This is a genomic window from Holdemania filiformis DSM 12042, assembly GCF_000157995.1.
Classification (GTDB): Bacteria; Bacillota_I; Bacilli_A; order Erysipelotrichales; family Erysipelotrichaceae; genus Holdemania; species Holdemania filiformis.
This window is the reverse complement of sequence record NZ_GG657553.1, coordinates 1-3179: the sequence shown is the minus strand read 5'-3', so window position 1 is coordinate 3179 and position 3179 is coordinate 1. Positions and strand designations below refer to the sequence as shown.

General features: G+C 49.5%; 4 protein-coding genes. All 4 read right to left on the bottom strand.

What is annotated here, in order from left to right:
- The coding region (locus tag HOLDEFILI_RS02435; RefSeq protein WP_006057786.1) for a PTS system mannose/fructose/sorbose family transporter subunit IID at nt 1–776 on the bottom strand (776 nt) is incomplete at its 3' end.
- Nucleotides 769–1563: a PTS mannose/fructose/sorbose/N-acetylgalactosamine transporter subunit IIC gene (locus tag HOLDEFILI_RS02430; RefSeq protein WP_006057785.1), complete on the bottom strand. Its 795-nt coding sequence runs from the start codon at nt 1561–1563 to the stop codon at nt 769–771. The genes HOLDEFILI_RS02430 and HOLDEFILI_RS02435, both read right to left, overlap by 8 nt.
- A gap of 18 nt (nt 1564–1581) precedes the next feature.
- Nucleotides 1582–2064 (bottom strand): PTS sugar transporter subunit IIB, encoded by a 483-nt coding sequence (locus HOLDEFILI_RS02425; protein WP_006057784.1) that lies wholly within the window; start codon nt 2062–2064, stop codon nt 1582–1584.
- 337 nt (nt 2065–2401) lie between these two features.
- Nucleotides 2402–2815: a PTS sugar transporter subunit IIA gene (locus HOLDEFILI_RS02420; protein WP_006057782.1), complete on the bottom strand. Its 414-nt coding sequence runs from the start codon at nt 2813–2815 to the stop codon at nt 2402–2404.
- Nucleotides 2816–3179: the final 364 nt, after the last annotated feature.

The following is a 3179-nucleotide window of genomic DNA, read 5'->3' as shown; positions in this document are numbered from 1 at the left end:
AAGATCAATTTCGTTGGCGACCAGCCCTTCTGGACCCGGGAGAAGCTCCAGCCCCACAATAACAGGGAGAGCAGGCCCGGCATAATTGAATCCAGCATCCCTTGGAAGTCGATCGTCGCGCCGCCGATCACCGGCTGCAGCGCAATTTTGATCGAAACGTTCTGCGCAATCAGCGCGCCGACCATGATCGCACCCAGGATACCCGCTGCTTCCGTGATTAACGGAACGATACCGCGTTCAAAGGCTTCCGTGATCAGGCTGGTGCCGTAGCGGTACCCGGCCGTTAAGAAGATATATTTGTAGACCAGCAGCATGCAGCCGTATAACAGGACGAACAGAATGACGCCCAGCAGGCTGCCGTTGGCGGATAAGCCGATACACAGACCGGCGATGATGACACGGTAGCAGTTGAAGAAGAAGCTGTCGCCGATCCCGGCGGTCGGTCCCATCAGGGACGCTTTCAGCGTGGAAATGGTTTCCGTAATATCGTCTTCCGGATGTTCAGCCTGCTGCTTTTCCATTGCCAGCGAAATACCGACCAACAAGCCCAAGAATACCTGATGGGTATTGAAGAATTCGCCGGCGTGGCGGTAGAAAGCCTTGCGGCGGTCTTCGGGATCGTCATAGAACATTTCCAATCCCGGCGCCATCGCCATCGCAAAGCACTTGGACTGCTGGGAAACCTTACTGCTTGCCATATTGGTGCCTAAGGAGAAGTAGAACGATTTATTCAACATTTTCCGTTCTTCCGGAGTCAGTTTCGGCGCCTTATTCATAGAAATCATCCCCTTCCTGAGCATTCGTGCCAATCGCCGCGGCAGAGCGGCTCTGCGCTAATTTATAGCTGTTCTGGAAATGCGCGAAGGCAATGACGATGCCGATCAACGCCAGCGGCAGTGTGCCCAACGCCAGATATTTAACGGCAACAAACCCGAGAATGACGTACATGACGGTCGTTGTTCCATTCCAGATCGCCTGCGTTGTCAGGCATAAGCCGACGACTACCAGCATGTTCGCGGAAGCGTTGAGACCGTTGATAATAAAGGCCGGACAAATCGAAATAAACGTCTGTAAGCCGGCTTCGCCGCCCAACGCGACCAAGAAGACGACGATTGTGTTCAGCAGCTGAGAAACGAAGATGACCTGCAGCCACATAGCGATACGGAATTTCTTAACGTTGCCGGTTTCCGCAATTTTCATGAACCACGGATGCAGCGCTAAGGCAATGGCCTGCGTGAACGGCTTCACGGCGTTGATCAGCGTGCCGACCGTGACGGCCAGCGCCAAGCCGACGCCCTGATCCGCGCCGGACAGAACAACGAAGCCGACAGCCAGAACGGAAGCGGCCTGATAGTTGGACGGTGCTTCACCGCCGATGGCAGAGACGCCCATATAAACAGCTTCGAGTTCAGCGCCAATGATGACGCCGGTGGTGATATCGCCGCACATTAAACCGGTTAATGTACATAAAACTAACGGACGAGTAAACGTTTGCCATCCCAGCCAGTTGTCAGCAACCTGCCATAAGAGATAGGCGAACGCGATCAATAATGCGTTGGTCATGAGGAACCCCCTTTTTCTTTAAAGTTTGGAAACGATCTCGGCGAAGTTTTCAATCGGGTTGGACGGAATCAGCTGTGAGAATACATGACCGCCGATCTGGGCCAGTTCTTTAAAATAGACCAGATCTTCCGGATCGGAATTGACTCCCCGTGTCAGATTGACCTTGTTGGCGGATTTTTTCTTGACGTAGTTGGCAACGTTGACCTCTGTGATCGGCAGGGCTTTGACCAAAGCCACCGCGTCTTTCGGATTGTCGACGATGATCAGCACGCGCACCGTGTCCACCCGCGGATCAGACAGCAGCTTAATCGCGTCGGGAATCGTCTTCACCGCAACCTTTTTGCCTGCGGGCGCCGACATCAGCAACGTCTGGGTGGTCAGCGGATCCTTGGCCAGCTTATCGCTTGCGACGACAATCCGGCTGACATCGAGATAGCGTGACCAGGCAGTGGTAATCTGTCCATGGATCAGACGTTCGTCGATTCTAAGTTGAACAATCATAATGTCTTCCTTTCCTCCTCTTTTTCATCAGCGGTAATCTCCGTTGATTTCAACATCATCATTATACTTAAAGCGCTTTCACCTAAAATTTCAAAAAGTAATAATTAATGGACGCTTTTTGTGAACTTTTCATTCTGAGATCTTAGTTATGACTTGAATCAAACTTTCTGATTTACGACCTCAATCCCAAGGTGAAAAAAGAAGCTGAGAAATTTTGATCTTCCTGTTCAGCCTGATCTGGATTTCTGATTTTTAATGTCCAAAACTACAAAAAACCCAGCCTCAGCCAGGGTTTTTGTAAACTATAAATCTTCAATCTTATCGTAATCGTTCGAGTTTAAAAGAAATCGTCGTCGCTCTGCGGCTGAGCGACTTCCCACAGCCGGATTCCATCTTTTCCAGTCTGCATCAGCGTATTCAGATCCAGGCCGCCAGCTTCCCGCAAACCCAGCAGTTCTAAAAACAAAGGCAGGTTCACTCCGCAGATCACATCGACCTGCCCTGGCTTTAAATAGCGCGTCGTCTTGTGCGCCGGTGTTCCCGCAAACAGATCCGTCAAGACCAGCACGCCGTCGCCGCTGTCCAGTTCCGCGATCGCCTTACCAATCCTTTCCTCAAACGCCTCGCTATCATCGGTCATCTGATAGCCTAAAGCCTGCACCTGCGGCAAATTCTCACCGAAAAAAATTGAAGATGACTGCAGCATGCCTTTCGCCATATCGCCGTGGCTTAACAATAAAATTCCCTTCATGGTCTGCTCCTCTCATGGAACCTCCGTCTAGATTAACCAGAGATCCTCGTTAAATTTAAGATTTCCACATTGATCATTATACTGGTTTCTGCTCTTTCTTCTTTTCAAAATTTGATCGGTTCACAGATTGAATCCTGAACGTAATTTTATGTTCATGACACTTTATTTGCCGATTAACCAGTGGCTTCTCTCCTTCGATTAGTCATGAGAAAATGAAAACTGGGCATGACTCTCGGCTTGATGCTTTGGATCAGAAATCTTTTTCAGTTGATCATGAAGATCTTTTGGGGTATTTATTCTATTTAAAACTTGAACGATTTGATTTACTTCTTCTTCGTTTAAACTATCCAAATCTTTCTCATCA

Bases quoted from the DNA above. Each gene is read 5' to 3' on its own strand.
- HOLDEFILI_RS02430 (WP_006057785.1), bottom strand. From the start codon at position 1,563: ATGACCAACGCATTATTGATCGCGTTCGCCTATCTCTTATGGCAGGTT.
- HOLDEFILI_RS02425 (WP_006057784.1), bottom strand. From the start codon at position 2,064: ATGATTGTTCAACTTAGAATCGACGAACGTCTGATCCATGGACAGATT.
- HOLDEFILI_RS02420 (WP_006057782.1), bottom strand. From the start codon at position 2,815: ATGAAGGGAATTTTATTGTTAAGCCACGGCGATATGGCGAAAGGCATG.